Consider the following 26,059-nt stretch of genomic DNA (forward strand, 5'->3'; position numbering starts at 1 on the left):
CAATCCTTCATTTTTAAAGTAAGTAGCATTACTTACTATACAGGATTCAGGAATGGTTTTCAATTGCTTATTATGAACTTATCTCTAACAGGCAAAGATGAAAGTTCTTCTACAGTTATAGAATCAACTTGCCCACTGGGCGAAGGGGAATTTCTTATTTTTTCTATAAATTTGTCTATTTTTTCTTCATCGCCATTAGCTTCTATATAAACGCTTCCATCTGATTCATTACGAACAATGCCGTAGACACCGATTTGATCAGCTACTAATTTAGTTGAATAACGAAAGCCAACTCCTTGAACAAGACCTGCTACACGGATCGAAACTTTTTTCATAGAAATCCCTCCATTACTGTTGTTATCCATTGAAGATTCTATTGGTTTATTTGCTGGAAAAAGAAACTCTTTGATTACTGAAAAAAAAGAACTCATCTTATGCCTCCTTAATAAAATAGTTGCTTATTTAAGTTATTGTAACGAGTGACTTAAATTTGGTCAATCATTCTTGATGCTAAATAGTAAAAAAGAACAAACTTTTGGTCTTATTGCATTGAGTATAGAGATACCTTACAATGGATGCACAATGGTTACAGAGAAAAGTGAAAGCATCAGCATTTTTAAGTATAGAAAGGAATAATCATGAAGACATTAATTATTGCCGAAAAACCAAGTGTAGGAAAAGAAATTGCACGAGTATTAGGAGCAACTCAAAAAAGTAAGACACACATTGAAGGAAAAGATGTTATTGTAACGTGGGCATTAGGCCATTTATTGGGGTTGAAAATGCCAGAAGATTATAAAGCAGAGTGGGCAACATGGGACTTAAATGCCTTACCGCTTATTCCAGAAAAAATGACAACTAAGCCGTTAACGAATACTAGAGGCCAATTAAAAGCAATCAAACAGCTGGCTAATCGAAAAGACATTGGTTCAGCAGTGATTGCGACGGATGCCGGACGTGAAGGAGAATTGGTCGCAAGATGGATACTAGAGTATGTAAATTTTAATAAACCAGTAAAAAGGCTGTGGATCTCATCGCAAACCGATAAGGCTATTAAAGATGGCTTTAATCAATTGCAACCAAGCAAAAAATACGATACATTATACGATTCTGCAGTTGCACGTTCAGAAGCAGATTGGCTAATTGGTTTAAACGTTACTAGAGCATTGACTGTAAAGTATCAAGATAATTTATCAGCTGGACGAGTACAAACACCTACATTAGCCATGGTACGTAAGCAAGAAGCAAAAATACAGTCTTTCGTTCCAGAAACTTTTTATACGGTGCAATTGACAGTTGATGGAAAAAAAGCTGTGTTGCAAGAAGGTGCTCCCCGTAAGTTCAATGACCGAGAAAAAGCTGAGGCCTTAGTGTCTTCGTTAAAAGACAAACCAATAACAGTTGTGGATATAAAAGAAAAGCAGTCAGTTCAACAAGCGCCAATGCCATATGATTTAACAGAACTTCAACGCGAAGCTAACCAACGCTACCAATTTTCAGCAAAGAAAACACTTAGTTTGATGCAGACCTTATATGAACGTCATAAAGTGCTATCTTATCCAAGAACAGATTCAAAATATTTGACTCAAGACATGGTAGGAACTTTGAAAGAACGAGTTATGGCAATTCAAGGATTTGCTCCTGAAGAAGCTAAAGGGATTTTGAAAAGAGGAGCTCAAGTAACTCAAAAAGGTGTTTTTAATACTGCTAAAGTGACAGATCACCATGGTATTATTCCTACGGAAGAACGCCCGCGTCCAGAAAAAATGGAAGCAGACGAGTTGAAAATTTATCGCATGGTTGTGGAACGTTTTATTGGACTATTTTTACCAGCTTATAAAGTCTCTAAGACAACGATTGTTTTTTCAGCAGCAGATGTCTTATTTAGTCTACAACAAGAAACAGTACTTGAAAAAGGGTGGAAAAAGGACGTTCCGAAACAATCAGAAAATGTGTATAAACTAAACGAACAACTAATGCGTACAGCTTATACCATTCAAAAACAGTTGACTGAAGCTCCAACACGATTGTCTGAAGGCACCTTGCTACAAAATATGGAAAAGAATGGGTTAGGAACACCTGCAACTCGTGCTGAGATTATTGAAAAACTGATTAGCAGCGAGTTAATGGAACGAAACCAAAATAAACTAAGCACCACACCTAAAGGGCAGCAGTTGCTAACGTTAGTAAACCCTGCACTAGTGACTCCTGAGCTAACAAGTAAATGGGAGAAGTCGTTGGAAGAAATTTCAAATGGTGGTTTAAAAAAAGAGGATTTCTTAAAGAACATAAAGCAGGAAACTGCTCGCTTAGTGACAGAAATTAAAACGAGTACGCAAACGTATAAAGATCATGCATTAACCAGCAAAATCTGTCCTGAATGTGGTGAATTGTTGAAAGAACGAAGCGGCCGTGATTGGAAATTACTCATTTGTAGCAGTTCGACTTGTTCGTACAAACGTAGAAAAGATCCGAAAGTATCTAATCACCGTTGTGCACAGTGCCATCGGAAAATGGAAATCCATGAAGGTAAAAATGGAAATTATTTTAAGTGCAAATATTGTAACATTACTGAAAAATTAGAAGGAAAAAGTAGTAAGAAACCTAGCAAACACGAAACAAAGAAATTAATGCAAAAAATAAACAATCAACAAGAAGAAGTAGAAAGTCCGTTGGCATTAGCCATGAAAGCTGCGATGGCAAAAAAAGAGTAATAAATTAAATCTAGGAAGGGATGGAATAGGACAAGAATGATTGTCTGTTTCATCCTTTTACTACATTCCGTTTAAGAGTAATTTTGTGTATAATCAAAGAAGAGTATAAGGAGGGAAGAAAATCGTGGCAGTGAAAAAAAAGACTAGCACAACTAAAAAGAACGCAAATTATCGTTTCTCTTTTGAAATTATTGGTTTGATATTTATTATTCTAAGTATTTTTTCAGCTTCAAAAACTGGCTTTGCGGGTGTTTTTAGTGCAAATCTATTTCGTTTTTTTGTAGGAAACACATTTATCGTGGCATCCATTTTAGTAGGGATCTATGGCGTGTATCTAGTATTTAAAGGTAAAGAACCACCTTTTAAAAATAAACGGATTACGGGATTTTTACTTATTTACAGCAGCTTACTGCTAGTATTACATGCCCGTTTATTTGCACCTATTGTCCATTCAGATATGAACATCATTTCTGCTACTTTTCGTTTTTTCATGACAGACATGGCAAATAACGAAATTACCCAGTCGCTTGGTGGTGGTATGATTGGATCCGTTTTTTATGCAATCAGCTATTTTTTATTTTCTCAATGGGGTACTTATTTTATAGCAGTACTTAGTTGCTTTTTTGGACTATTTTTATTATTTCAACTATCGTTTAAAACTTTTTTGAAAAAAACTGGTCAGGTATTTCTAATGATTTGGGAGAAATTAAAATCAGCTTTAAATCATTTTAAGACGTCTATCCATCAAAAAACAAGTAAGTTAAAAGAGACTTCCAAGGCTGAGGGAGTAAAAGTTAGTAAGAAAAATAAAGAAAATACAGTTAAAGCAGCATCAACTACAAATGAAATCGATCAATCAGTCACAAAAGATAAAAATGAGCAATTGCAGCTAGAAATTGACAGCTATCAAAATCGTGTTGAAAAACCGGTGACTAAGGAAGCAGCAGATGCTACTTTTGAAGAGAATGAGAGCGAAACGATCGATTTTGAGATAGGGTCTGAAAAAGAAAATAAAGATTATCAATTGCCACCTTCAGATTTGTTGAATGAAATACCACAAAATGATCAAACAAATGAGTATGCGCTTATCCAAAAAAATGTGAAAAAATTAGAAGAAACATTCCAAAGTTTCGGAGTGGATGCTAAAGTTACTAAAGCAAACTTAGGTCCAGCTGTAACAAAATATGAAGTTCAACCGGCTGTTGGAGTAAAAGTGAGTAAAATAGTCAATCTCAGTGATGACATCGCTTTGGCATTAGCAGCAAAAGATATCCGAATTGAAGCGCCTATTCCTGGGAAATCATTTATTGGAATTGAAGTTCCAAATAGCGAAGTGAGCTTGGTTTCGTTTAGAGATGTTATTGAAGGTCAAGTTCATAATAAAGAAAAAATGCTAGAAGTTCCGCTTGGAAGAGACATATCCGGAAACATCACTATGGCAGATTTATCTAAAATGCCTCACTTGCTTGTTGCAGGGTCTACGGGTAGTGGGAAGTCAGTTTGTATTAATGGTATCATCACTAGTTTATTGATGAAAGCTAAACCAAACGAAGTGAAATTAATGATGATCGATCCTAAAATGGTAGAGTTAAATGTATACAATGGGATTCCACATTTGTTGACTCCTGTTGTAACGAATCCTAAAAAGGCAGCTCAAGCGTTGCAAAAAGTCGTTACTGAAATGGAAAGAAGATATGAGCTATTTGCGGCCAGTGGAATGCGAAATATTACTGGATACAACCAGTATCTACAAAGTCATAACGATGAAAATGCCGAAAATTATCCTATACTACCTTTTATCGTAGTAATAGTGGATGAATTAGCCGACTTGATGATGGTAGCTAGTAATGAAGTTGAAGATGCCATCATTCGGTTAGCTCAAATGGCCAGAGCAGCTGGCATTCATATGATCTTAGCAACTCAAAGACCTAGTGTAGATGTCATTACCGGCATTATCAAAGCGAATGTACCTTCACGTATTGCTTTTGCTGTTTCAAGTGGTGTTGATTCTAGAACGATAATCGATGGCAGTGGAGCAGAAAAATTGTTGGGTAGAGGAGATATGCTATTTTTACCAATGGGCGAAAATAAGCCTGTTCGTGTACAAGGGGCGTTTATTTCAGATGAAGAAGTTGAACATATAGTGACTTTTGTGACGGATCAACAAGGTGCAAATTATGTAGAAGAAATGATGCCTACTGAAGAAACTAAGGCTATGGAAAGTGAAGTACAAGATGATGTCTATGATGATGCTGTGGCTTTGATTGTTGAAATGCAGACAGCAAGTATTTCATTATTGCAACGTCGTTTTAGGATTGGATATAATCGCGCGGCTCGATTGATTGATGAAATGGAAATGCGAGGCATTGTTGGACCATCGGAAGGAAGTAAACCTCGTAAGGTAAACATTACTCAACTTCCTGGTGAGGATCATTTGGCAGAAGCAGATACAGAGCAATATTAATAGATAACACTCGTTGAAAAGCAATCTATTTAACGAGTGTTTTTTTGGAATGTGCACTTTTTGTTAGTCATTTGGTCCATATGCAAACGAAACGAGCGCTAATACATTAGAAATCAATTAAAAACTGAACGATTTTAAGCTAAAACGTTTTCAATAATCATTTTTGTTGTTTATTTTTTAAATTAAAGGTGGTACTATAAATGCGAGGATGAATTGATGCTAATTTAATTCATACTAAAAAATTATTGGGGGTTTTTTGAGTGAAGAGTAGAAATTTTAAGAGTTTATTAACTCTAGGTTTATTGTCAAGTTTAACATTGGCAGCATGTGGTGCTGATGAAGGAAGCGAAAGTGCATCATCCACTTCAGGTTCGGGTGAAGATTTTTCAATTGTCATGGTTACCGATGTAGGTGGAGTAGATGATAAATCATTTAACCAATCTGCTTGGGAAGGCATGGAAGCTTGGGGAGAAGAGCACGGACTTGAAAAAGGACCGGATGGCTACAACTACATTCAATCTGACGAAGATTCTCAATTTGTTACAAACTTAAATACTGCTCTAAATAGTAATTTTGATTTAATTTATGGAATTGGATTTAAATTACAACCAGCAATGGCAGACGTTGCTGCTCAAAACCCTGATCAAAATTTTGTTATTATTGATGAACAGATCGAAGCAGACAATGTTGCTTCTGTATTGTTTAAAGATCATGAAGCTGCATTTTTAGCAGGTGTTGCAGCTGCTGAAACAACTGAAACAGACCATGTTGGATTCATCGGTGGACAAGAAAGTGCTGTTATCGACCGTTTTGAAGCTGGTTTTGTTGCAGGTGTAGAAGCTGTTAACCCAGATATTACAATCGACGTTGAATATGCAGGTTCATTCGGAGACGCTGCACTAGGTAAACAATTAGCAGCTGCTATGTACAGTTCAGGAGCAGATGTAATTTATCATGCGTCAGGTGATACAGGTAACGGAGTATTCTCAGAAGCTATTGACCGTATGAATTCTAACCCAGATCAACAATTATGGGTAATCGGAGTTGACCGTGATCAAACTGCTGAAGGTGCATATGATGGCGGGAACTTAACACTTACTTCAACTCTTAAAGGAGTGGGGCAAGCTGTTCAAGATATCGCAAATGAATCAATGGAAGGCAATTTCCCAGGTGGAGAAATCAGCAACTTTGGTTTAGCTGAAGATAGTGTAGGCATTACTGATGGAGCTTTGTCTGAAGAAACAATTGAAGTTGTTGAAGGTTACAAACAACAAATTATTGACGGCGATATTACAGTCCCAGAAGCACCATAATTGTAATTTATACTAATTACTTCTTATGAATAAATAAAGGTAAAGGACCGGTAACTTATACCGGTCTTTTACTCTCTTATGAGCTAGCACTTTTTCTGCGATTTGATAAATAGACTTTCTATTAAAATTACAAGAGAAAACTAGATAATCACTTGTCTGTAAAAGAACTATAATGGATAATGGATTGAGCAATAGAAAAGGAGTGAAACCATCGTGTCAGAATCAGTAAACGTCATTGAAATGAAGGGCATTACAAAACAATTTGGGACTTTCAAAGCGAATGACAATATCAATTTGCAGCTTAAAAAGGGAGAAATTCATGCTCTTTTAGGAGAAAATGGTGCAGGAAAATCCACTTTAATGAATATTCTTTCAGGGCTACTAGAGCCAACTTCTGGAGAAATTCTAGTTAATGGACAGGTGGTAAACATAAGTTCACCTAGCGCAGCAAACAAATTAGGTATTGGAATGGTTCACCAACATTTTATGTTAGTGAAGAAATTTACCGTAACTGAAAATATCATTTTAGGAATGGAAAAAACTAAGAATGGTTTTCTGGACAGGAACTCTGCTAAAAAAGACATCAAAGAATTGTCTGAGAAATATGGTCTATTAGTTGATCCTAGTGCAAAAGTTGAATCTATTTCAGTAGGAATGGAGCAACGGGTAGAGATTTTAAAGACACTTTACCGTGGAGCAGATATTCTGATTTTTGACGAACCAACAGCAGTATTGACCCCTCAAGAAATTGATGAATTGATCAATATAATGAGAGCCCTAACAAAAGAAGGGAAATCTATTATCTTAATCACTCATAAACTTGACGAAATCAAAGCAGTTGCAGATCGCTGTACAGTTATTCGTCGAGGAAAAAGTATTGACACGGTAGATGTTTCAACTACTTCTCCACAGGAATTGGCAGATATGATGGTTGGACGTTCGGTTTCCTTTAAAACAGTTAAGAAAGCTCCTCAGCCAAAAGAAACTGTATTGGCGATTGAGAACCTTGTTGTAAAGGAACATCGTGGTTTAGACGCTGTAAAATCCTTGAGTTTGGAAGTACGAGCTGGTGAAGTTGTTGGTATAGCAGGTATCGATGGGAATGGACAAAGTGAACTGATTCATGCAATAACAGGCTTAGCGAAGACTGAAAGTGGAAAAATTACATTAAATGGGCAAGAGATCCAAAATAAACCTCCACGTAAAATTACAGAAATAGGCTTAGGTCATATCCCAGAAGATCGCCATAAATATGGTTTGGTTTTACCAATGTCCTTAGAAGAAAATATGGCATTGCAAACTTATTATAAAAAGCCTTTAAGCAATTATGGCATTCTAAATCAGAAAGAAATAAAGAATTTCGCGTTAAAATTAATTGAAGAATTTGATGTACGTACACAAAATGAAACGACTCCTGCTGGCTCACTATCAGGAGGGAATCAACAAAAAGCGATTATCGCTAGAGAAATTAACCGTAATCCTTCATTGTTGATTGCTGCTCAACCAACACGTGGACTTGATGTTGGAGCAATTGAATACATCCACTCACGTTTGATCGAACAACGTGATAATGGAAAAGCAGTTTTATTAATGAGTTTTGAGTTGGATGAAATTTTAAATGTTTCAGATCGAATCGCTGTTATGTATGAAGGAAACATTGTTGCTATTGTAAATCCAAAAGAAACAACAGAACAAGAACTTGGCTTATTAATGGCTGGTACTTCTCTTGAAAAAGCCCGTTCTTTGATCAAACAAGGAAATGGGAAGGAAGGTGTTCACATTGACGAATAAAAAAGATACGCTTAATAATTTATTAGTGCCAATATTATCTGTAGTTTTGGGATTTGTTCTTGGTGCTATTATCATGGTTATTTTTGGATATAATCCTATTTCGGGCTATACTGCAATGATCAATGGGGCTTTTGGTTCTTCATTTTACATTGGTGAAACCTTAAGACAAGCTACACCACTTATTCTAACAGCGTTAGGTTTTTCTGTGGCCTATAATGCAGGATTCTTTAATATCGGAGTTGCAGGACAAGCACTATTAGGGTGGTTATGTTCGGTATGGGTTGCAAATAGTTTGATAGATTTGCCTAGCATTATTTTACTCCCTTTAAGCATATTGGGTGGAGTTTTAGCTGGTGCGATCTGGGCTGGAATCGCTGGATTTTTAAGAGCCTATTTTAATACAAGTGAAGTTATTGTAACCATCATGTTAAATTATACTGCTCTTTATACAACTAATTATTTAATTCGTAACGTTTTGACTGAGTCAGCTGATGCAACACCACGTATTTCAGAAGGTGCTAGTCTGCGAGCTGGATGGATTACTGAATTAACAAGTAATTCTACACTGCATACTGGGATATTTATTTCGTTAGCCATGGCTGTCATTGTATGGTTCTTAATGAAAAAAACCACTACTGGATTTGAAATTAGAACAGTTGGATTAAACCCAAGTGCTTCTGAATATGCTGGTATGAGTACTAAACGAAATATCATTATTTCAATGTTGATCAGTGGTGGTTTAGCTGGTTTAGGAGGAGTAATGGAAGGTTTAGGAAATTTCCAAAATATTTTCACGCAAGGTGCAATGCCAACGATTGGTTTTGACGGCATGGCGGTTGCCTTGTTAGGACTAAGTAATCCTGTAGGAATCATCTTCTCAGCTATATTGTTTGGTGCATTGAAAATTGGTGGGAACAGTATGCCGATGATTTCAGGTGTACCAACCGAAGTTGTAGATATTGTAATAGCATCTATTATCTTCTTCGTTGGAGCTAATTACTTAATTCGTTACTTTATTGACAAACGAGCTAGAGTGAATAAAGGAGGAGTAAAATAGGATGGATATTACAAATTTACTACAACTTATTATTTCATCATCGCTTGTTTATTCAGCTCCTCTTGTGTTGACGGCCCTTGGTGGAACCTTTTCTGAGCGCAGTGGTATCGTCAACGTAGGACTTGAAGGAATAATGGTTATGGGAGCATTTAGTTCAATTGTTTTTAACTTAACATTTGCTGGAACTTTTGGTGATTGGACTCCTTGGATTGCTGCTTTAGTTGGTGGACTTGTGGGGACGATTTTTTCAATGATCCACGCAGTAGCAACTGTTAATCTAAGAGCAGATCACATAATTTCTGGTACTGTTATTAACTTAATGGCTCCAGCATTAGCTATATTCTTTACACGTGTACTGTATAATGGTGCTGGACAAACGGATCGTATTACTGAAAGTTTTGGTAAAGTAACGATACCTTTGCTAAATCGTATTCCAATTATTGGCGATATCCTCTTTAAAGGAACTTCTGCACCCGCATTTGCAGGTATTTTAATTGCGATTATTTGCTGGGTAGTCGTCTTTAAAACTCGTTTTGGTCTACGTTTGAGATCTGTTGGAGAGCATCCTCAAGCAGCAGATACATTAGGAATCAATGTTTACTTAATGAAGTATGCTGGAGTTATGCTATCTGGTTTGCTAGGTGGTATGGGTGGAGCAATCCAAGCTCAATCTATTTCGTTGAGTTTCCAAGCTTCAACAATTGCTGGACAAGGGTTTATTGCTATGGCGGCAATGATCTTTGGTAAGTGGAATCCTCTTGGTGCAATGGGAGCAGCTATTTTCTTTGGTTTTGCTCAAAGTTTAGGGGTTATCGGAAACTATATTCCAATTATCCAAGATATTCCAAGTGTATGGTTGCAAGTCGCACCATATGTTATCACTATTATTGTATTGGTTGGAGTAATCGGTAAATCAGAAGGACCAGCAGCTGGTGGTAAAACGTATATTAAATCAAAATAATCATTTTGTTGGCAGTAACGGACATTCATGTCCGTTGCTGCTTTCTTTTTTTCATTATTTATTTTAAGATAGACAATGAACACTTTTTAAGTTAGAGGAGGAAAAAGTATGTCCATTCAATTAAACGAAGGAGTTCATTTACATGTTCTCCCCACTAAAAAATATAAAACCATTCGAATCATGATGAAATTTCGTGCTCCATTAAATAAGAAAACGATTACTAAACGAGCTATGTTAGCGAATTTATTAGAAACAAACAGTAAAAAATACCCTACACAAACAGCACTAAGAAGTGCTCTATCAAATATGTATGGAGCTAGTTTTGGAACAGGTGTCAGTAAAAAAGGAAACACTCATATTTTTTCTATCAGTTTGAACTTAGTAAATGAAAAGTATCTTTCAAAAGGCGATAATGTATTACAAGAAAGTATCGACTTTTTAAAAGAAATTATATTTCAACCAAATACAGAGAATGGACATTTCCATGAACAAACCTTTAAGAGAGAAAAAGAAAATTTAGTAGATTATTACGATTCACTCTTTGATGATAAACAGACTTATGCTAGTCTTGCTTTGCAAGAGCTCTTATTTGAAGATGTTAATCAACAAATACCTAGTGTGGGTTCAAAAGAAGATTTGGAAGAACTAACTCCTACATCATTATATGACTATTATCAAGAGCTGTTAGATCAAGACAAAATTGATATTTATCTAATGGGGGATGTTGATGAGAGTGAAATTCAATCAGCCTTTGAACAATTTAATTTTTCGTCTCGTGAAATCGCGCCAACAAGCAGTTTTTACGCTGAAATGGAACCCAATGAAGTGGAAAATAAGACTGAAGAACAAGACATTATTCAAGCAAAATTTAATCTTGGCTACACAACCTCAGTTTTTTATCACGAACCTTCTTATTACGCTGCACAAGTATTCAATGGTTTGTTTGGTGGATTTCCGCATTCGAAATTATTTATGAACGTCCGTGAAAAGGAAAGTTTAGCTTATTATGCTTCTAGTTCATTGGATACGTTTAGAGGAATGATGACAGTTCAAACAGGAATTGATAATAAAAAAGTAGATCAGGTTAAAGAAATTATTGCCTTACAATTAAAAGAGATGCAAGCGGGCAATTTTACTGAGGAAGCAGTTTCTCAAACAAAAGAAATGCTGAAGAATCAACTTTTCCAATCAGAAGATAATCCTGGATCCGTTATTGAGCGTATTTATGCGTTACAATTGACCAAAGGGAAAATCCTTACCATTGATGAATGGGTAAAAAGAATTGAAAAAGTTACTAAAGAAGAAATAATTGAAGTGGCCAACCAAGTGAAGTTAAAGGCAACATTCTTTTTGACAGCGGAGGCGAAATAATGGAGAAAAAAGTTTACGAACAATTGCAAGAAATAATTTATACCGAAACGTTAGATAATGGATTAAAGGTTACATTGTTACCTAAAAATGATTTCCATAAAACATATGGATTGTTTTCCACAAACTTTGGTTCAATTGATAATCAATTTGTACCGAACGGCAAAACAGAAATGGTTACTGCACCAGATGGAATCGCTCATTTCTTAGAACATAAACTATTTGAAAAAGAAGATGGAGATGTATTTAACAAGTTTGGCCGTTTGGGTGCTTCTGCCAATGCATTTACCAGTTTTACTCGAACAGCGTATCTTTTTTCTAGCACTAGTCATGTTTCGGAAAGCTTAACAACTTTATTAGACTTTGTTCAAGAACCTTATTTTACAGAGGAAACAGTGAACAAAGAAAAAGGAATCATTGCTCAAGAGATTCAAATGTACGAGGACGAGCCAGATTGGCGCTTATTTTTTGGAATTTTAGGAAATATGTATCCTAAACACCCTTTACACATCGATATTGCGGGAACTGTAGATAGCATTATGGACATCACACCTGAATTATTATATGAAAATCATGCAACTTTTTATCATCCTAGTAATATGAATTTGTTTGTTGTAGGGAAGTTAGACCCTGAAGAAATGATGAAGTTGATTCGAGAGAATCAAGCACAGAAAGAATATGCTCCAGCCGAAGCCATTAAGCGAATTTTTCCAGAAGAAACGATTAAAGACATTAAACCGTATAATTTTATTAATATGACTGTGAATCGACCAAAGAGTATTGTAGGAGTAAAAGGAATAAAAGAAATTCCAAGTGGTATTGAAGCCTTAAAATACAAAACAACGATGGATTTATTGCTAACGCTATTATTTGGTCCTACATCAGCAAATTATTTAAAATTATACGATAAAGGCGTTATAGATGATAGTTTTTCGTTTGAATTTAACTTAGATCGTACGTTCCATTTTATTGATGTTAGTGGAGATACGAAGGACTCTGCAGTTTTCAGTGCCGAAATCAAAAAATTGTTACTTGAAGCAAAAATGAGTTCAGAATTTACTGATGAGAACTTAGCAATAGTTAAGAAGAGAACCATTGGCCAAGAACTACAATCGTTAAATTCACTAGAGTATATTGCCAATCAATATAGTCAACCTATATATGGCGAAGCAACTTTATTTGATGTTGTTCCCATCATAGAAAGTATTACATTAGATGAGATAAAAAAAGTGGCTGAAGAGTTTATGATTGAAGATCATATGACTACGTTTCATATTTTGCCAAAAGGAGACAAAGACGCGTGAAATTTGCCTTGATAATGGGAGCAAGTGGAGATATTGGGAAAAAAATTGCACAAGAATTAGCTGAAAAAGGTTGGTCGCTGTATCTGCATTATCATTCAAATATCAAAAGTGCTGAAGAACAGTTGCAGGAGTATCAAGAACGCTACCCTAAACAAGATTTTTATGCATTGTCTTTAGATATGACTCAAGAAGAGGGGATTCCTCTATTCCTGAAATCCATTTTTCAGTTGGATGCTGTGATATTTGCAAGCGGGTTTACGACGTATCAATTGTTAACCGAAGTCTCTACTGTGGATATGGATCATATGTGGGCAGTACATGTTAAGACACCAATTGTATTGCTTCAACATCTACAGTCTAAATTAGCTCATTCTAGAAATGGAAGAATCATTTTTATCAGTTCAATTTATGGTGAAACAGGTAGTGCAATGGAAGTTCTTTACAGTACAACAAAAGGCGCTCAATTGGCTTTTGTGAAAGCATATAGTAAAGAAATAGCTAGTTTAGGGATAACAGTAAATGCTATTTCTCCAGGAGCTATTGCTACAAAAATGAATCAAGAATTCACTTCAACTGAAGTAAAAGAACTAGAAAATGAAATTCCCTTGGGGCGTTTAGGAAGTGTATCTGAAATCAGTTTTTGGGTTATGCAACTAGTGGATAAAAGAAGTGCATATATGACCGGTCAATCTATTGTCATCAGCGGTGGTTGGCTAAAATAAGAAAAATTAGTTATGCAGTATAAAGAAAAATTAATGTTTCTAAAGTATCAGGTATGTTATAATTCAAATGATATGAGATTTTCTCTCTAAAAAAGAGAACAGGTAGGTGAGACAATTGAATGAAATAGGTGAAAAATTAAAAGAAGCAAGAAAATCAAAAGGCTATACATTAGATGATTTGCAACAAATGACTAAAATTCAAAAACGTTACCTAATTGCTATTGAAGAAGGCAACTATGATGTTATGCCGGGGAAATTTTATGCTCGTGCATTTATTAAACAATATGCGGATACTGTTGGCTTAAACGGAGACCAACTATTAGAAGAATATACAGATGCGGTACCTCATACTCATGATGAAGAATCCGTAGAAAAAATTTCTACGGATCAAACCCGTGTTGGAAAGAATACAGAAAATGCATTCTTAACAAAAGTCCAAGAGTATCTACCTACAATTCTAATTGGTATTATAGCTGTAGCTATAATAGCAGCCATTTACTTTGCAGTAATCAAAACGAATAATCAGGGTGATGAAGAAATGATCACCAAAGAATCTGAAGAAATAACTGTTTCTAGTGCAGATTCTACAGCAAATGAAGAGTCTGAATCTGCAATGGAATCCTCAGAATCTGAGGAAAGTGAAGAAAATCAAGGAATAGAAATTGTATCTTCTACTGGATCTGCCACAACTTATTCTGTTACAGGAAGTTCTGAAGGCAGTATTTTAACCTTAACGGCGGCAGGTGGAGATTCTTGGATCAGTGTTGAAGCAGATGGTTCAACAATTGATGCTCAATTAATAACAGAGGGCTCTAATTTAGAAACAGAAATTCCAGAAGGTACTTCATCATTACTGGTTATCATTGGAAATGCTCCTGCAACGGAAGTTAATCTTAATGGCGAAGATATTTCATATGCTCCGGAAGCAGAAAATTCTGTTCGACAAGAAATTGAATTTCAATTTGAGTAAACCCTTTAAGAGAACAGGCTAAGAAGAATTTTTGGTAAAATTCTTCTTAGCAACAATGGGTAGATATTATTGGAGAGAGGAAGCAAAAAATTGAACTTACCGAATAAGCTTACAGTATTGAGAATATTTATGATTCCAATATTTGTTATTGTAGTATTGGCACCATTTGATTGGGGCGTTTTTCAATTTTTAGGATCAACAATTGAAGTTACACAATTGGTAGGGGCAGTTCTATTTGCTTTAGCAAGTTTTACGGATTGGTTAGACGGTAAAATTGCGCGTGATCGAGGATTAGTAACAAATTTTGGTAAATTTGCCGATCCTTTAGCTGACAAAATGTTGGTAATGACAGCTTTAATTATTCTAGTAGGGCAAGACTTAGCTCCTTCTTGGGTCGTATCTATTATTGTTTGTAGAGAGTTAGCTGTTACTGGATTAAGATTGCTACTGGTGGAGCAAGGCGGAACTGTTTTAGCAGCTGATTGGCCAGGAAAAATCAAAACAGCTACTCAAATGGTTGCCATTATTTTATTACTGGTTGATAATTTACCATTTGAAGGGATAGGTCTGCCAGTGGCTTCTATCATGTTATACATTTGTTTATTCTTTACCATTTATTCTGGTGTAGATTATTTTGTTAAAAATAGTGCAGTATTTAGAGGTCCAAAATAACAAGACGTTAACATATAAATGATAGAGAAGACTGTTTTAATAGGTCTTCTTTTTTTTTACCACTTAAAAAGTATGGTAAAGTTAGGAATACAATAACTAGTCTTTTATGATTATTAAGGTAAAGAAAATAAAAGTTGCGGAAAAGAATTCGCGTATTATAGAAGTAGGAGTGAAGTAAGATGAACGCTGAAATCATAGCAGTTGGAACAGAACTTTTAATGGGACAAGTAGTAAACACCAATGCTTCTTTTCTCTCTCGCGAACTATCGTTATTAGGGTTAGATGTTTATCACCAAGTAGTGGTTGGAGATAATCCGAAACGATTATTAGAAGCAATACAAGTGGCAGAACAAAGAAGTGATCTAGTTATCCTTTCAGGTGGTCTTGGACCTACGAAAGATGACATTACAAAACAAGTATTAGCTGAACATTTAAATAAAAAACTAATTTTAGATATGAGTACTATGGAAAAAATAAGTAGCTATTTTAAAAATAGCAAACGAGTAATGACAGAAAACAATCGATTACAAGCTATGGTAATTGAAGGGTCTACTGTTTTAAAAAATGAAACAGGACTTGCAGCAGGAATGTTTTTAAAACAAGACAAACAAGCTTTTTTATTATTACCAGGCCCACCTAGCGAGTTAGAACCCATGTTTATAAAAGAAGTAAGGCCATTATTAATGGACGGGCGTCCAAATGAAAACCACCTTGTATCAAGAATTTTACGTTTCTTTGGTATTGGAGAATCTCAATTAGCTGCTGAATTAGATGATTTGATTGAAGAGCAAAAAAATCCTACTCTTGCAACGTATGCTGGAAAGCATGAAGTAACCTTGCGTTTAACAGCAAACGGAACCACTGAGGAAGCATGTCAATTATTATTGGATAAGATGGAAGCTATCATCCAGCAACGCATAGGTGGCTATTTTTATGGGTATGGAGAGGATAGACGATTAGTAAATGTAGTTACAGATTTATTAAATGAACAAAATCTGACACTTACAGCAGCTGAGAGCTTGACTGGTGGTGCTTTTCAAAACCTTATAACAAGTGTTTCAGGTGCAAGTAACTATTTCAAAGGTGGAATCGTAACTTATAGTAATGAAGCAAAAACAACTATTTTAGGTGTTGCAAAAAGATCAATTGAAGAGTTTGGTGTAGTCAGTGCTGAGTGTGCAATAGAAATGGCAAAAAAAGCACAAGGAATGTTTGATACAGATTTGGCTATCTCATTTACAGGGGTTGCAGGTCCAGATAAGTTGGATAATAAAGAAGTAGGAACCGTATGGATTGGTATTGCTACTAAAGAAACAACATTTGCTAAAGAATACCATTTTGGTAAAGGGCGTGAAAATAATCGAGAAAAATCGATTATGTCTGGATTAGAATTGATTCGAAGAGTGTTACTAAATTTGCCTATAGAACAAAAAGTTTTGTGAAATGAGAAAAGAGATTAATTGATTAAAAAAAGACCGAATGTTTGTTCGCTTTTTTCTTGCTTTTTTTATAAAAAAAAGGTATGATAATCTTTGTAGCAGATGAAAATATGAATGATTAATTAAATAATAAAAGAGACTTGAGGAGGATTTATTTAATGGCAGACGATCGTAAACAAGCATTAGACGCAGCGTTAAAAAAGATTGAAAAGAACTTTGGTAAAGGTTCCGTTATGAAACTTGGAGAAAAAGTTGATACGCGTATTTCTACAGTCCCTAGTGGATCATTAGCATTAGATGTTGCATTGGGAGTCGGTGGATTTCCTAGAGGAAGAATTATTGAAGTATATGGTCCTGAGAGCTCAGGTAAAACAACGGTAGCTTTGCATGCTGTTGCTGAGGTTCAAAAACAAGGCGGAATTGCTGCATTTATTGATGCTGAAAATGCATTGGATCCAAAATACGCAGCTGCACTTGGAGTAGATATTGACGAATTGCTATTATCGCAACCGGATACAGGTGAACAAGGGTTGGAAATTGCAGATGCATTGGTTTCCAGTGGAGCAGTGGATATTGTTGTTATTGACTCAGTTGCTGCATTAGTACCACGTGCGGAAATTGAAGGAGAAATGGGAGACTCTCATGTAGGGTTACAAGCTCGTTTGATGTCTCAGGCTTTACGTAAATTATCTGGTTCAATCAACAAAACAAAAACTATTGCTCTATTTATCAACCAGATTCGTGAAAAAGTTGGTGTTATGTTTGGTAACCCAGAAATTACACCAGGTGGACGTGCTTTGAAATTTTATGCTACGATTCGTTTAGAAGTTAGAAGAGCTGAACAAATTAAACAAGGTACAGATATTATGGGTAATCGTACAAAAATTAAAGTGGTTAAGAATAAAGTTGCTCCACCTTTTAGAGTAGCTGAAGTAGATATCATGTATGGTGAAGGTATCTCTCAAGTAGGAGAACTTGTAGATATGGGATCAGATAAAGATATCATTGATAAAGCAGGTGCATGGTATTCTTATGGTGGCGAACGAATTGGCCAAGGGCGAGAAAATGCAAAAAAATTCTTCAAAAACAATCCTGAATTAAGAGCTGAAGTAGAACAAAAAGTTCGTGCAGCTTATGGTATTGGAGAAGCAGGTGCTGAAGAAGTAGTAGAAGCGTCTGAAACGGACTTACTAGAAGATTAAAAGAACTAAAAAATTGAGAAAAGCCAATAAGCTTAGATGCTTATTGGCTTTTTTTTAAAAAAATTATACTGAAAATGTATGAAAAAGGATTCTTGAATGAATTAGGCAACACAATGAAAGTTTATGAAAGGGCTACAAAACCATTATTTAAGTTGACATGTCTCTTCACTACAATTAAAATTAAGATATCTATTAATTTAAAATTAGATATCGGGTAGGTTTTATTGGTATAAAGCTATTCTTGTTCTACCAAATAATGGATAAATATTAAATGACAAATTAAATAAATGATACGGAGGTGGAAGAATGGATTTTAAAAGTGTTGCCTTCGCTATCGTTACTTTAGTTGTCGGTCTTATTGTTGGATATCTCGTCCGCAAAGCAAACCACGAAAAAGAACTAGCTGGTGCTAGAAACACCGCAACTGGAATATTGGAAGAAGCAAAAAGAGAAGCAGAAACCATGAAAAAGGAAGCGATGTTAGAAGCGAAGGATGAAAGCCACAAATATCGAACTGAAATTGAAGCTGAGCTGAAAGAGAGAAGAAATGAAGTTCTAAGACAAGAAAATCGTTTGCTGCAACGCGAAGATAATATTGATCGTAAAAACGACAGCTTAGAAAAGCGTGAACACACACTCGAGGCGAATGAAGAAAAATTAAGTTCTAGACAACTACATGTTAACGATTTAGAGAAGAAAGCCATTGAGTTAGTCGAACAACAAGAAAATGAATTGGAACGAGTTGCGGCTTTGTCACGAGAAGAAGCAAGACAATTAATTTTGAAAGAAACAGAAAATGAATTGTCTCATGAAGTAGCCGTAATGGTAAAAGATTCTGAACAAAAAGCAAAAGAAGAAGCAGATCGAAAAGCTAAAAATTTAATTGCGTTAGCCATTCAACGTTCTGCAGCGGATCAAGTTTCAGAAACGACAGTATCCGTGGTAACATTGCCTAACGATGAAATGAAAGGTCGTATCATAGGCCGTGAAGGGCGTAACATCAGAGCACTAGAGACACTGACTGGTATGGATTTAATTATAGATGATACACCAGAAGCAGTAGTACTTAGTGGATTTGATCCAATACGTCGTGAAATTGCTCGAATGACTCTTGAAAAATTAATCCAAGACGGACGGATTCATCCAGCTCGAATTGAAGAGATGGTAGAAAAATCACGTAAGGAAATGGATGAAAGAATCAGAGAAATTGGAGAACAAGCTACTTTTGATGTAGGAGTACATTCATTACACCCAGATTTGATCAAAATTTTAGGACGTCTGAAATTTAGAACAAGTTATGGACAAAATGTTTTGAGTCATTCTATTGAAGTGGCTAAATTAGCTGGTGTGATGGCTGCTGAACTAGGAGAAGATGTTACATTAGCTAAGCGAGCAGGTCTACTTCACGATATTGGTAAAGCACTAGATCATGAAGTTGAAGGGTCACATGTTGAAATTGGTGCAGAGATTGGTATGAAGTATAAAGAGAATGAAACAGTTGTAAATGCAATTGCTTCACATCATGGTGATGTAGAAGCGACATCTGTCATTTCTGTTTTAGTTGCTTCAGCCGACGCAATATCTGCGGCGCGTCCAGGTGCAAGAAGCGAATCACTTGAAAATTATATTCACCGACTTGAAAAATTAGAAAGTATTTCTAATGATTTCGAAGGAGTGGAACAAAGTTTTGCAATACAAGCTGGTCGTGAAATCCGCATTATGGTCAAACCTGAAAAACTTGATGATTTAGCTGCAAGTAAGCTAGCGCGTGATGTTAGAAACCGCATTGAAAGTGAACTTGATTATCCAGGACACATTAAAATCACGGTTATTCGCGAAACAAGAACAATAGAATACGCTAAGTAAATAGTAGTGTAGAAACCGATATGAGTCGATGACAAATCCGACTTGTATCGGTTTTTTTGTTGCAAGTTGCCAAAAATTAATGTTAAACAAGTGAACTGGTAAATAAAAATGGAAAGGCCAGCTTTTATTTCGGTCCGTTTATTGTTAAAATATAGAGGATGATAAAGAGAAGAGGAATATTTGAATGAAATTATTATTTATTGGAGATGTTGTAGGTTCGATGGGCCGCGAAATGGTTCATGATTACTTACCTAAATTGAAAAAGATGTATAAACCACAAGTCACTATTTTAAATGGAGAAAATGCAGCAGCAGGTCGTGGAATTACAGAAAAAATTTATAAAGGTTTTTTACAAGATGGTGTGGATATTGTAACAATGGGAAATCATACTTGGGATAACCGAGATATTTTTGAGTTTATTGAAGATGCTAAAAAAATGATTAGACCGGCTAATTACCCAGAAGGAACACCCGGAAAAGGGATTTCCTATATAAAGGTCAATCAACTTGAGTTGGCTGTTATTAATTTACATGGCCGAGTGTTCATGACGGATGTTGATGATCCCTTTAGAAAAGCTGATGAACTAGTGGAAGAAGCGTTAAAACGCACACCATTGATCTTTGTTGATTTCCATGCCGAAACGACTAGTGAGAAGCAGTCAATGGGATGGTATTTAGATGGTAGAGTATCGGCAGTAGTTGGAACACATACTCATGTGCAAACGAATGATGCACGTATTTTACCAAATGGAACAGCTTATTTAACGGATGCTGGGATGACTGGACCGTATGATGAATCATTAGGTATGGATCGTGATGCTGTTTTAAGAAAATTCTTGACACAGATGCCAACACGTTTTGAAGTGCCAAAAGAAGGAAGAAAAATTCTATCGGGTTGTTTTATTGATATTGACGATAGTACAGGCGAAGCTAAAAAAATTGAAAATATTGTGATCAATGAAGATCGTCCGTTTAATGGCGGTTTTGAATAAGCAGAATACAAGATTGCTGAACACTAATTAACCACAAGGAGGCGGGAAAAGTGCCACAAAAAACAAAACAAACGCCTATGATGGAACAGTATCTAGGGATAAAGGCAAATTACCCAGATGCTTTTTTGTTTTATCGTTTAGGCGATTTTTATGAACTATTTAATGAAGATGCTATTAAAGCTTCGCAACTTTTAGAAGTTACGTTAACGAGTCGAAACCGTAATGCAGATGAACCGATTCCAATGTGTGGTGTTCCGTATCATGCAGCAAAAGGGTACATTGACAGCTTAATAGAACGAGGATACAAAGTAGCCATTTGTGAACAAGTAGAGGATCCAAAAACAGCAAAAGGTATGGTGAAAAGAGAAGTCGTTCAGTTAATTACACCCGGAACAGCTATGGATACGAAGTCTATGGACGCTAAAACAAATAATTATTTGGCTGCTATAATGGGTACAAATACAGATCACTATCATTTAGCGTATGCTGATTTAAGTACAGGAGAATTAAAAACAACAAAGTTAAATTCATTAGAAGCGGTAATGAGCGAATTAATGAGTTTGAAAGCAAAAGAAGTTGTTTTTAAAGAAGCGATGGAAGTAGATGTACAAGCGGAATTAGAAACAAAGTTAGGCATTATGGTATCTACTCAAAAAGAAATGATTGAACGCGCAGAATTTTCTTACCTGACAAGTGAGATTGAGAACAGCGACTTGATTGATGTTGTTAAGTTATTATTTTCTTATTTATATGTTACCCAAAAACGAAATTTAGGTCACCTACAAAAAGTAGAAGTTTATTCTCCTACTAATTATTTGAAAATGGATCATTATTCTAAGCATAATTTAGAATTAGTTTCTTCGATTCGTACAGGACAAAAAAAGGGGACTCTTTTGTGGTTGTTGGATGAAACCAAAACAGCCATGGGTGGAAGGCTTTTAAAGCAATGGATTGATCGACCTCTCATTCAAGAACAACAGATCATGATGAGACAGAATATTGTTGAAAGTTTAATCAATCATTTCTTTGAAAGAACAGATCTAAATGAAGCGTTAACGAGAGTGTATGATTTAGAAAGGTTAGCTGGTAGGGTAGCATTTGGTAATGTTAATGGACGCGACTTAATTCAACTCCAAACGTCGTTGCTTCAAATCCCTCAGTTAATTGAGATTATTCAGTTGATGAACAAAGGTGAATGGGATCAATTGATTACTGAATTAGACCAAGTTCCTGAAGTCGTTCAGCTGATTGATCAAGCAATAGATGAAAATGCTCCTCTTTCTATAAAAGATGGTGGAGTCATTAAAGATGGATTCAATGAACAGTTGGATATTTACCGTGATGCTATGCGTAACGGTAAAAAATGGATCGCTCAGTTAGAGGCTGAAGAAAAAGCAGCAACAGGCATTAGAAACTTGAAAATTGGCTACAACCGAATCTTTGGTTACTATATTGAGATAACTAAAGCCAACCTTGCTAATTTGCCTGAAGGGCGTTATGAACGGAAACAAACTTTAGCAAATGCTGAACGGTTTATTACTCCAGAATTAAAGGAAAAAGAAGTTTTAATTCTAGAAGCTGAAGAAAAATCCATGCTTCTAGAATACACCTTATTTGCTGAAGTTAGAGAAACGATTAAAGACTATATTGAACGATTGCAAAACTTGGCCAAAACAGTAGCCGCCATTGATGTGTTGCAGAGTTTTGCAACGATAAGCGAAAAATACCATTATACTCGTCCTTTAATGGCTGCTAATAGTCAAGAAATCAGTTTGATAGAAGGAAGACATCCTGTTGTTGAAAAAGTTCTGGGACAACAAACGTATGTGCCAAATAGTGTTGAAATGGATCAAGATAATGAAATCTTACTTATTACTGGACCGAATATGTCTGGTAAAAGTACGTATATGAGGCAATTAGCGTTAACCGTTATTATGGCTCAAATGGGCTGTTTTGTTCCTGCTGATAAAGCAATAATGCCGATATTTGATCAAATATTTACCCGAATTGGAGCAGCAGATGATTTAATTGCAGGTCAAAGTACCTTTATGGTTGAAATGATGGAAGCGAATGAAGCTTTGCGGTACGCTTCAAAGAACAGCTTGATTTTATTTGACGAAATTGGACGTGGAACAGCCACTTATGACGGTATGGCTTTAGCGGAAGCTATCATTGAATACATTCATGAAAATGTTCACGCAAAAACGTTATTTTCAACACATTACCATGAGTTAACAGTGTTAGATGAGCGACTGACTCGTTTAACAAATGTTCATGTAGGTGCAGTAGAAGAAGAGGGAGAATTAGTCTTTTTACACAAAATGCTTCCTGGTCCTGCAGATAAGAGTTATGGGATTCAAGTAGCTAAACTTGCTGGACTTCCTGATGATTTGCTTTCACGTGCAGCTGTTATTTTAGAACAACTGGAACAAAAAGAAGAAATTGTGTTAAACCGCTCTACTCAAATAGCTTCAGCTAAAGAAACGTCAATTCCAAGTAAATCTTCTCAGAAAGAAAAAGTTGAAGAGAAGGATGAAGGACAGCTTTCTTTATTCGGACTGCTGGAAGATTCTGAAACTGAAGTCGTTAAAGCTGTTCGAAAGATGAATTTATTAACAATGACCCCTCTAGAAGCATTGAATTGCATTAGTGAATGGCAACAGAAATTGAACTGATTTTAGTTAGTGGGAAGGAATGGAAGAGATGGCAAAAATTCAAGAACTCTCAGATGTATTAGCTAATCAAATTGCGGCTGGCGAAGTAATTGAGCGACCTGCTTCAGTAGTGAAAGAATTGATTGAAAATGCAATTGATGCAGAAAGCAGCCAGATTGACATTCTTATCGAAGAAGCTGGATTGAAAAAAATACAGATCATTGATAATGGACTAGGTATCGAACCAGAAGAAGTTCAAAATGCATTCAAGCGACATGCAACAAGTAAAATTTATTCTCGTGATGATCTTTTCCGAATTCGTACACTTGGGTTTCGTGGAGAGGCTCTGCCCAGTATTGCCTCCGTGTCAGAGGTTACGCTAGAAACATCGATCGGTGGAGAACGTGGAACGTATCTTTCTTTAAAAGGCGGTAAAATTATTGAGGAAAGAGCGAATGAAGCAAGAAAAGGAAGTAAGATCACAATAGAAAACCTTTTTTTCAATACGCCTGCACGATTAAAATACGTAAAGAGCTTGCAAACAGAACTGTCGAATGTGACAGATATTGTCAATCGAATGGCTATCAGTCACCCGAATATTGCTTTTCGCTTGGTTCATGATGGCAATCAGTTGTTGCGAACAGCTGGGAATGGCGATCTGAAACAAACTCTAGCAGGTATTTATGGAGTTGCTACAGCCAAAAAAATGAGAGAAATAAAGAAAGAAGATTTGGATTTTAGAGTGTCGGGTTTTATTTCATTACCCGAACTCACAAGAGCAAGTCGAAATTACATCTCTATTATTATAAATGGACGCTATATTAAGAATTATTTATTGAATAAAGCTATTATCTCGGGTTACCGGTCTAAACTTATGGTTGGACGCTATCCGGTTGCTGCTATTGAAATTGATATGGATCCTTTGTTAGTAGATGTAAATGTACATCCGACAAAGCAAGAAGTTCGTATTAGTAAAGAAAAAGAATTGATGCAATTGATAGAGTCCGCTATTCATGAGAGTCTAAGTAAAGAACAACTTATCCCGGATGCTTTAGAAAATTTATCTTTTAAAAAGAAAACAGACTTGCCGATGGTGGAAACTGAACAGACAACGTTTCAGTTTCATCAAGAAAGAAACCCAGAAGTAAAAAATGAAAACAATAAAGAGTCCGAAAATAATTATTCATCTTCAACCTCTTATAATGCTCATCATCAATCTAGATCTTTTGAAAAGGATAGTGTAGATGAGGAAGAAAAAGATTCGTTTTTCTTGAAAGAAAATACTCAAGAGACTCCCTTTGGATATGCTCCGCAAGAAAGTCATATTGGAGAAGTCCCAAATAAACTAGTCAGTGAATTAGTTGATTATCACCAAGAATCGCCATTAAAAACAGCAAGTAAATTAATGGAGAAAAAAAAGATCCCTACTGAATCCGTTGACCAATTTCCAACGCTAGAATATGTTGGTCAAATGCATGGAACGTACTTATTTGCGCAAAATGATAAAGGGTTGTATATCTTGGATCAGCATGCCGCTCAAGAACGAATAAAATACGAATACTTCCGGAAAAAGATTGGCGAAGTCAGTAATGATCTACAGGATTTATTGGTACCTATAATGCTGGATTACCCGAATAGCGATGCAATCAAGATCAAAGAAAATAATGATGCATTGGAGACTGTGGGTATTTTCTTAGAACCATTTGGCCAAAATAGCTTTCTGCTAAGAAGTCATCCTGTATGGTTTAACCAAGGCGAAGAAGAGAGCATCGTAAGAGAAATGATTGATTTGTTATTGGAGCAAGGCAGCATAAGTGTTGCTAAGTTTAGAGAAGCTACAGCAATAATGATGAGTTGTAAAGGCTCGATCAAAGCAAATCATTATTTGAATGATGCAGAAGCTAGAGCATTATTAAAAGACTTAAAGAAGACAGAAAATCCATATAATTGCCCGCATGGAAGACCAGTATTGATTCATTTTACTAATAAAGATATGGAAAAAATGTTCAAACGTATCCAAGACCCTCATTGAATTCAATAAATTAAATTCAATAAATTGAAGCAATTCTTTAAAAAGTGTAGAATGAAAGTAGAATCAAAAAGGAGGATTTTCATGAGCACCTATGATAAAAACGAATTGAAAAATAAGTTAACTGATATTCAATATGAAGTAACTCAAAATGAAGCTACTGAACGTCCATTTACAGGTGAGTACGACGACTTTTATAAAGATGGTATTTTTGTAGACATTATCAGTGGAAAACCATTATTCTCTTCAAATGATAAATATGATGCAGGATGCGGTTGGCCATCATTCACAAAACCAATTGAAGAAGAAGAAGTTATTGAAAAAATGGATGTGAAATTTGGTATGCAACGCACTGAAGTGAGAAGTTCAGATGCGAACTCTCATTTAGGACATGTCTTTCCGGATGGTCCTCAAGATAAGGGTGGTTTACGCTACTGTATCAATTCAGCAGCTTTAAGATTTGTACCAGTGGATAAATTAGAAGAAGAAGGGTACGACAGTTACCGAAAATTATTTGCTTAATGTAGTAAGTTAAATAGGAA

19 protein-coding genes are annotated in these 26,059 nt (G+C 35.7%); 18 read left to right on the plus strand and 1 reads right to left on the minus strand.

What is annotated here, in order from left to right; genetic code table 11:
• Positions 1-59 precede the first annotated feature (59 nt).
• Positions 60-431, minus strand: coding sequence for an acylphosphatase (locus CAR_RS03385; RefSeq protein ID WP_013710308.1), 372 nt, complete (start codon positions 429-431; stop codon positions 60-62).
• Between the two features lie 207 nt (positions 432-638).
• Between CAR_RS03385 and CAR_RS03390 the strand changes: the two genes are divergently transcribed.
• The 18 genes from CAR_RS03390 to msrB all read left to right on the plus strand — a co-directional run bounded on the left by CAR_RS03390 (position 639) and on the right by msrB (position 26,039).
• A complete protein-coding gene (locus CAR_RS03390) occupies positions 639-2,714 on the plus strand; it encodes a DNA topoisomerase 3 (protein ID WP_013710309.1) in 2,076 nt (691 codons plus the stop codon).
• A gap of 124 nt (positions 2,715-2,838) precedes the next feature.
• The gene (locus CAR_RS03395; protein ID WP_013710310.1) at positions 2,839-5,178 is read left to right on the plus strand and encodes a DNA translocase FtsK; all 2,340 of its coding nucleotides are present in this window, start codon (positions 2,839-2,841) and stop codon (positions 5,176-5,178) included.
• A 260-nt stretch (positions 5,179-5,438) separates the two neighbouring features.
• Positions 5,439-6,491: a BMP family lipoprotein gene (locus tag CAR_RS03400; RefSeq protein ID WP_041556133.1), complete on the plus strand. Its 1,053-nt coding sequence runs from the start codon at positions 5,439-5,441 to the stop codon at positions 6,489-6,491.
• 240 nt (positions 6,492-6,731) lie between these two features.
• Positions 6,732-8,282, plus strand: coding sequence for an ABC transporter ATP-binding protein (locus CAR_RS03405; RefSeq protein WP_443101009.1), 1,551 nt, complete (start codon positions 6,732-6,734; stop codon positions 8,280-8,282).
• Positions 8,272-9,339: an ABC transporter permease subunit gene (locus CAR_RS03410; RefSeq protein ID WP_041556134.1), complete on the plus strand. Its 1,068-nt coding sequence runs from the start codon at positions 8,272-8,274 to the stop codon at positions 9,337-9,339. The genes CAR_RS03405 and CAR_RS03410 overlap by 11 nt, the downstream gene beginning before the upstream one ends.
• A 1-nt stretch (position 9,340) precedes the next feature.
• The gene (locus CAR_RS03415; protein ID WP_013710314.1) at positions 9,341-10,300 is read left to right on the plus strand and encodes an ABC transporter permease; all 960 of its coding nucleotides are present in this window, start codon (positions 9,341-9,343) and stop codon (positions 10,298-10,300) included.
• A gap of 108 nt (positions 10,301-10,408) precedes the next feature.
• On the plus strand, positions 10,409-11,671 hold the full coding sequence (yfmF, locus tag CAR_RS03420; protein ID WP_013710315.1) for an EF-P 5-aminopentanol modification-associated protein YfmF: 1,263 nt from the start codon (positions 10,409-10,411) through the stop codon (positions 11,669-11,671).
• Positions 11,671-12,972, plus strand: coding sequence for an EF-P 5-aminopentanol modification-associated protein YfmH (gene yfmH, locus CAR_RS03425; protein ID WP_013710316.1), 1,302 nt, complete (start codon positions 11,671-11,673; stop codon positions 12,970-12,972). The genes yfmF and yfmH overlap by 1 nt, the downstream gene beginning before the upstream one ends.
• The gene (ymfI, locus tag CAR_RS03430; RefSeq protein WP_041556135.1) at positions 12,969-13,694 is read left to right on the plus strand and encodes an elongation factor P 5-aminopentanone reductase; all 726 of its coding nucleotides are present in this window, start codon (positions 12,969-12,971) and stop codon (positions 13,692-13,694) included. Before yfmH ends, ymfI begins: the two co-directional genes overlap by 4 nt.
• Before the next feature lie 115 nt (positions 13,695-13,809).
• Positions 13,810-14,664 (plus strand): helix-turn-helix domain-containing protein, encoded by an 855-nt coding sequence (locus tag CAR_RS03435; RefSeq protein WP_041556798.1) that lies wholly within the window; start codon positions 13,810-13,812, stop codon positions 14,662-14,664.
• Between the two features lie 90 nt (positions 14,665-14,754).
• A complete protein-coding gene (pgsA, locus tag CAR_RS03440) occupies positions 14,755-15,336 on the plus strand; it encodes a CDP-diacylglycerol--glycerol-3-phosphate 3-phosphatidyltransferase (protein WP_041556136.1) in 582 nt (193 codons plus the stop codon).
• 179 nt (positions 15,337-15,515) lie between these two features.
• Positions 15,516-16,778, plus strand: a complete 1,263-nt coding sequence (locus tag CAR_RS03445; RefSeq protein WP_013710320.1) for a competence/damage-inducible protein A — start codon at positions 15,516-15,518, stop codon at positions 16,776-16,778.
• Between the two features lie 155 nt (positions 16,779-16,933).
• On the plus strand, positions 16,934-17,977 hold the full coding sequence (gene recA, locus CAR_RS03450) for a recombinase RecA (RefSeq protein WP_013710321.1): 1,044 nt from the start codon (positions 16,934-16,936) through the stop codon (positions 17,975-17,977).
• A gap of 306 nt (positions 17,978-18,283) precedes the next feature.
• The gene (gene rny / locus CAR_RS03455; RefSeq protein WP_013710322.1) at positions 18,284-19,843 is read left to right on the plus strand and encodes a ribonuclease Y; all 1,560 of its coding nucleotides are present in this window, start codon (positions 18,284-18,286) and stop codon (positions 19,841-19,843) included.
• A 184-nt stretch (positions 19,844-20,027) separates the two neighbouring features.
• Positions 20,028-20,834, plus strand: a complete 807-nt coding sequence (locus tag CAR_RS03460; RefSeq protein ID WP_013710323.1) for a TIGR00282 family metallophosphoesterase — start codon at positions 20,028-20,030, stop codon at positions 20,832-20,834.
• A gap of 50 nt (positions 20,835-20,884) precedes the next feature.
• A complete protein-coding gene (gene mutS / locus CAR_RS03465) occupies positions 20,885-23,509 on the plus strand; it encodes a DNA mismatch repair protein MutS (RefSeq protein WP_013710324.1) in 2,625 nt (874 codons plus the stop codon).
• Between the two features lie 28 nt (positions 23,510-23,537).
• Positions 23,538-25,520: a DNA mismatch repair endonuclease MutL gene (mutL, locus tag CAR_RS03470; protein WP_041556137.1), complete on the plus strand. Its 1,983-nt coding sequence runs from the start codon at positions 23,538-23,540 to the stop codon at positions 25,518-25,520.
• Positions 25,521-25,601: 81 nt separating this feature from the next.
• Complete coding sequence (msrB, locus tag CAR_RS03475) at positions 25,602-26,039, plus strand: peptide-methionine (R)-S-oxide reductase MsrB (protein ID WP_041556138.1); 438 nt, start codon at positions 25,602-25,604, stop codon at positions 26,037-26,039.
• Positions 26,040-26,059: the final 20 nt, after the last annotated feature.

The sequence above is a fragment of the Carnobacterium sp. 17-4 genome, assembly GCF_000195575.1.
Lineage (GTDB): Bacteria > Bacillota > Bacilli > Lactobacillales > Carnobacteriaceae > Carnobacterium_B.